This window comes from Pseudoalteromonas sp. c7(2019) (genome assembly GCF_011378625.1).
Classification (GTDB): domain Bacteria; phylum Pseudomonadota; class Gammaproteobacteria; order Enterobacterales; family Alteromonadaceae; genus Pseudoalteromonas; species Pseudoalteromonas arctica.
The window spans coordinates 247,428-253,427 of the sequence record NZ_WTKS01000005.1 but is presented as its reverse complement, the minus strand read 5'-3'; the positions used below and the strand labels follow the sequence as shown (position 1 = coordinate 253,427).

General features: G+C 36.2%; 4 protein-coding genes. 3 read left to right on the top strand and 1 reads right to left on the bottom strand.

The genetic code is table 11. From position 1 onward, the window contains the following. Window positions 1-315 precede the first annotated feature (315 nt). Both GQR38_RS08155 and GQR38_RS08150 read left to right on the top strand, forming a co-directional pair. Window positions 316-3,183: a pitrilysin family protein gene (locus GQR38_RS08155; protein ID WP_165721416.1), complete on the top strand. Its 2,868-nt coding sequence runs from the start codon at window positions 316-318 to the stop codon at window positions 3,181-3,183. Between the two features lie 249 nt (window positions 3,184-3,432). After that, the gene (locus GQR38_RS08150) at window positions 3,433-3,699 is read left to right on the top strand and encodes a DksA/TraR family C4-type zinc finger protein (RefSeq protein ID WP_165721417.1); all 267 of its coding nucleotides are present in this window, start codon (window positions 3,433-3,435) and stop codon (window positions 3,697-3,699) included. A 284-nt stretch (window positions 3,700-3,983) separates the two neighbouring features. Here GQR38_RS08150 and gloA read toward each other — a convergent pair whose 3' ends face one another. Further along, window positions 3,984-4,385, bottom strand: coding sequence for a lactoylglutathione lyase (gene gloA, locus GQR38_RS08145; RefSeq protein WP_165721418.1), 402 nt, complete (start codon window positions 4,383-4,385; stop codon window positions 3,984-3,986). Between the two features lie 647 nt (window positions 4,386-5,032). Between gloA and GQR38_RS08140 the strand changes: the two genes are divergently transcribed. Then, window positions 5,033-5,911 (top strand): NAD(P)-dependent oxidoreductase, encoded by an 879-nt coding sequence (locus GQR38_RS08140; protein ID WP_007585320.1) that lies wholly within the window; start codon window positions 5,033-5,035, stop codon window positions 5,909-5,911. Window positions 5,912-6,000: the final 89 nt, after the last annotated feature.

Genomic DNA, 6,000 nt, shown 5'->3' with positions numbered 1-6,000 from the left:
GTAACAGGGGTTCGAATCCCCTTGGGGACGCCACTTACTATTTTAAGTATTGTATAAAGCAGTGTTACATAACACTCTATATGCACGATGTTATTAAGAGTATCAATCTCTTAGCTATGTCATTTACTACTTAGATAGGGAAGTGCAGTGTTATTAGAATAAAACCACAAATTAACACCGTCATTTCACACTTCATTTTTATATCAATCTATTTACACTTTGTTACAAAACCAAACCCATAATCGCTCCATATTCCTTGTTGTACTTTTAATTAGTCTTTAAACTCATTGAGTTAATTTAAATATGGACTAAAAAATGAAACTCACAAAAATTGCACTTGCTGTTTTACTTGCATCAGGGTTGGCTGCATGTAATAGCTCAACTCAAGCTGTTGATAAAAATATTGTTACAGAAACATCAATTCCTGGCGTTACACTTATTGAGTCAGTGAAATCTAATGCAGGTGAAATCAACATACCGTATAAAAAATATAAACTAGATAACGGTTTAACTGTAATTGTGCATGAGGATCATTCAGATCCCTTAGTACACGTTGATGTAACATACCACGTTGGTTCTGCTCGCGAAGAGTTGGGTAAGTCAGGCTTTGCTCACTTTTTTGAGCATATGATGTTTCAAGGTTCAGAGAATGTTGCTGATGAGGAACATTTTAAAATAATATCTGAAGCAGGCGGTACTTTAAATGGTACAACTAACTCAGATAGAACAAATTATTTTGAAACAGTACCTGTAAATCAATTAGAAAAAATGTTGTGGCTAGAAGCTGATCGAATGGGCTTTTTACTCGATGCTGTAACCCAAGAAAAATTTGAAGTACAACGCGAAACAGTAAAAAATGAGCGCGGCCAACGTGTTGATAATCGCCCTTATGGTCGTTTAGGTGAACGTGTTGCTCAAGCGATGTATCCAGATGGTCATTCATATTCATGGCCAGTAATTGGTTTTATGGACGATCTTAATCGCGTAAATGTAAATGATTTAAAAGCATTCTTTTTAAAGTGGTATGGTCCTAATAATGCAACGCTTACTATTGGTGGCGATATCAACGCTAATGAAATACTGCCATTAGTTACTAAATACTTTGCACCAATTCCAAAAGGCCCTGAAATCCCTACAGTAGAAAAAACAGCTGTAACACTAGATGCTGATAGATATATTTCAATGGAAGATAAGGTACATTTACCTTTATTAAGTATGAGTTTCCCAACTACTTACGCTCGCTCTGAAGATGAAGCACCTCTTGATATACTTGCTGAAATATTGGGTGGTGGTAATAATTCACTACTATACAAAAACTTAGTTAAAACTCAACTTGCTGTTCAAGCAAGTGCAAATCATCCATGCCAAGAGTTAGCGTGTTCAATTAGTCTTTATGCTTTACCAAATCCTACAGCAGGGAAAACGTTAGCTGATATGGAAAAAATCATTCGTGATTCATTTGTTGAATTTGAAGAGCGTGGCGTTACACAAGATGATTTAGATAAAGTAAAAGCTAAAATAGAATCGGGTGCAATTTTTGGTCTGCAAAGCGTATCAGGAAAAGTCTCTCAACTAGCCGCGTCAGAAACGTTTACAGGTAACCCAAATTCAGCTAAAGATGAGATTGCACGTTATAACAAAGTTACAAAAGCTGATGTTATGCGTGTTTTTAATCAATATATCAAAGGTAAATCTGCCGTTATTATGAGTGTTGTACCAGAAGGGCAAACTCAACTTATAGCTGCTCCAGACAACTTTACGCCTAAATCGCATGATTTTGGAGGTCCATCTACAACTTCAGCTGATGATTTAGTGGCACGAAGAGCTGTTGATACATTTGATCGAAGTGCTCATCCAGAGGCCGGCGCAAATCCTGCTGTTGATGTTCCTACTCTTTGGCAAACTAAGACCGAAAACGGTATTAAAATATTAGGTACTCAAAGTACAGAAACGCCAACTACCGCTATTTTCATTAAAGTTCCGGGTGGCCTGTACAGTGAGCAAGCTAGTAAAGTGGGTTTATCATCAATAACTGCATCGTTAATGAGCGAGTCAACGCAAAACTACACTACAGAGCAGATGAGTAACGCGCTTGAAAAACTAGGTAGCCAGGTAAGTATCTACTCAGATAAAACACATACAAATGTGTATGTTTCTAGCTTAACCAAGAATGTAGATGCAACGCTAAAGCTTGTCGAAGAAAAGTTATTTAAACCAGCATTTAATGCAGATGACTTTGAGCGTAATAAAAAGCAAATCATTCAAAATATTCAACATTCAATGAAGGATGCTGGGTATTTAGCATCTAATACATATAGTAAATTACTATATGGCAACAATATAGCTGCACTTCCAAGTACTGGAACGCTTAATAGTATAGAGGCTATTACACTTGCTGACGTTAAAGCTTTTTATAGCGCAAACTTTAAACCGCAGGGCGCTCAAGTAATTATTGTTTCTGATTTAAAAGAGTCAACAATTGAACCAAAAGTTAAAGCTACACTTACAAATTGGAAAGGTAAATCGAGCTTAGTAGCGGTTGATTTCAGTGAACCTAAAGTAGAAACTAATGTAATTTATTTGGTTGATAAACCAGACGCTCCTCAATCAGAAATTCGTATTGGTAAACGCGATATGGTTGAAGATATTACAGGTGAGTTCTTTAAAGCTAACTTGATGAACTTTGCACTTGGTGGCACGTTTAACAGCCGTATCAATTTAAATTTACGAGAAGATAAAGGCTACACTTACGGTGCTCGCTCTCGTTTCTGGGGTGATAAAACATCAGGTGGCTTTACCGCTTCTGCAGCGGTGAGAGCCGACTCTACTGCAGCGTCTATTACAGAGTTTACTAATGAGCTTAATAACTATGCTCAAAACGGTGTCACTGACGAAGAGCTTATGTTTATGCGTAAGGCTATCAATCAAAAAGATGCGCTTAAATACGAAACGCCTAATGCAAAACTTGGCTTTTTAGCACAAATATTAGAGTTCGATTTAAAACCTAGCTTTGTAAAAGAAAGAAATGAGATTGTTAGCAATATTAGCAAAGAAGAAGTTAACGCCTTAGCTAAAAAACACTTAAATACTAAAGACATGATTTATTTAGTAGTGGGTGATGCTAAAACACTTCGTCCAGAGCTCGAAAAATTAGGTATGAAGGTTGTTGACTACAGCCTTTAATATTTAAATAAATCATTGGAATTATAAAGCAGCTTTTTTAGCTGCTTTTTTTTGCCTAATTGTAGAGTGTTGAACTTTTTGTGAAGTAGATTACAAGGAGCAACTACAGCATCTTTCCACCAGATATAAAATATAGTTTCGTAGCTTAAACCTTCAAAGAACATCACATTCCTAGCTCTTTTATTCAGTACTTATAAAGATTCGATTTGGTAGCATAAATTTAAACATCCAACTTTATTAGGAGGATTTATGGCAAGTGGATGGGCACGAGACGGTGCAATTCAAGATCAAATTGATGCGAGTGTTAATGACGCCGTACAGTATGCAAGAAGCAATTTAATATCTGGCGCAAGTGCAGAGCTATGTGATGAGTGCGATGAGAAAACCCCACAAGCACGAAGGATCGCGTTACCAGGAGTGCGCTACTGTGTTGCATGTCAAGCTGCAATAGAAGGTAATGATGCTAGCGCTAAATCGTTTAATAGACGTGGCAGTAAAGATAGTCAGTTGCGTTAAAAAGGTGCTGAAAAGCACCTTTTTACTTAATACCAATCTGCATAAATATTTGAACAATTTATAAAATTAAACCCCTCCATAGTTATACCAACCAGCATAAATCTTTGATCAATTTAACGAATTAAATTGCACTATAACGTCGTTAAAAATTTTTTATTTAGAACAACTAGATACAAAAATTTTTGCCTAGTCCTAGCGTAATTTTCTTAACGTTAAATAGACCCCATATATAAGCAGATTGGCATTAAGCAAATTGTTATAACTTGAATTAGTTGGTAGGTAATTTAAAATTTACTCATGTCATCTTTTTTCTGAATTAGCTCAATTGCATAGCCATCAGGGTCTTTTACAAAAGCAATTTCAGTAGTGCCGCCTTTTACTGGTCCAGGTTCACGACTAACATTACCACCGGCTGCTCTAATATCAACACAGGCCTTGTAAATATCATCAAACTCAATGGCAATATGACCATATCCATTACCCAGGTCGTAGCTATCTTCGTCCCAGTTATAAGTTAACTCTAATACTGTATTATCTGCTTCCTCGCCATATCCAATAAAAGCAAGAGTGTATCTGTATTCACTGTTATCAGCTCTGCGTAATTCTTTCATACCTAATACTTCAGTATAAAAAGCAATTGATTTGTCTAAATCCGCAACACGCAGCATAGTATGTAATAAACGCATTATTCAGTTCCTTTAGTGATTTTTCAAAGTTCAGTATATTTTTAACTAAGCGCTATTATTAAGCGCATTTTGTGGTTTTTATATGTATTAGCCATATATGTAGGCGTTACGTACAAATCACAACCTCAATACCATTTAGAGTTGGAAGCTGTTGACGTATGATCCTTATAATTTTACCAATAACATCAATTGTAAATTACCAATTAATGAACCATTTTATTGAATTTTGCATATTTAAATAAAGAACACTCAATTATTGGTCAACCTATTAGTATAAAAAAAGTTACTGATTGTTCAACAAAAGTTAACCTATGCCTGATTGGGTTTGTTGTGTCTAACTGTTTGTTTTTAATTGATATTAAATTTATTTGTATGTAATTTGTAAAAATATGGGATTTACTTGGTTAACTTATTGGTTGACAAAAAAGGCGTATGGTAATACAGTTTTTGCATACCAATTGGTAAGTTGCTTGGTTTGAGTGAATACAATGTATTGGTAATTAATCAGAGTTACGTTTTGCACAGGTTAATTTATAAATAACTCAAGCTTAAAGTTACTCTACAAATTGAAACAAAGACACAGCGTATTTTAAAGTAGATTTTACTTGTTCTTATAAAAGTATGCGCCACATATTTAGGAGTTATTCATGTCAAAACCAGTCATCGGTTTCATCGGCTTAGGCTTAATGGGCGGCAACATGGCCGAAAATTTACAAAACAAAGGCTATGAGCTAATTGTTATGGACCTTAGCAAAGATGCGGTTGCAGCATGTGTCGCTAGAGGCGCAAAAACAGCAAGCACTGCTAAAGAGCTAGCTGAAGGTTCAGATATTGTTATGTTTTGTCTTACAACTTCTGCCGTTGTAGAAAAAATCATTTATGCAGAAGATGGTATCCTAGCGGGTATTAAAGAAGGTGCAGTACTAGTTGATTTTGGTACTTCTATCCCATCATCTACTAAAAAAATTGGTGCTGATTTAGCAGCTAAAGGCGCAGGCATGATTGATGCTCCTCTTGGTCGTACACCAGCACATGCTAAAGACGGCCTTTTAAACATCATGGCTGCAGGCGATATTGATACATTCAATAAAGTTAAACCAGTACTAGAAGATCAAGGTGAAAACGTTTTCCATCTTGGCGAGCTAGGTGCAGGTCATACAACTAAGCTTATCAACAACTTCATGGGCATGACTACAGTATGTGCTATGTCACAAGCATTTGCAGTTGCAGAGCTTGCTGGTGTTGACCGTCAACAACTTTTTGACATCATGTCGACTGGTCCATCTAATTCACCGTTTATGCAATTTTGTAAAAACTATGCAGTTGATAATGTTAGCGACCTTGGTTTCTCGATTGCTAATGCAAACAAAGATTTAGGCTACTTCCTACAAATGGTAGAAGACCTAGGTACTGAATCAAAAATCGCTGAAGGTTCATCAGCTAACCTACAAGCAGCGTTTGACGCTGGTATGGGTCAAGGTAACGTTCCTGAAATTTTTGATTACTTCAAAAAGCTAGAAAAGTAATACTTCTCGACCTTATTGAGCGCTTTAAGCTTTTGGCTTAAGGCGCTTTAACACACATGACACCAATTGACTAAAGTCTTTGTGCAATG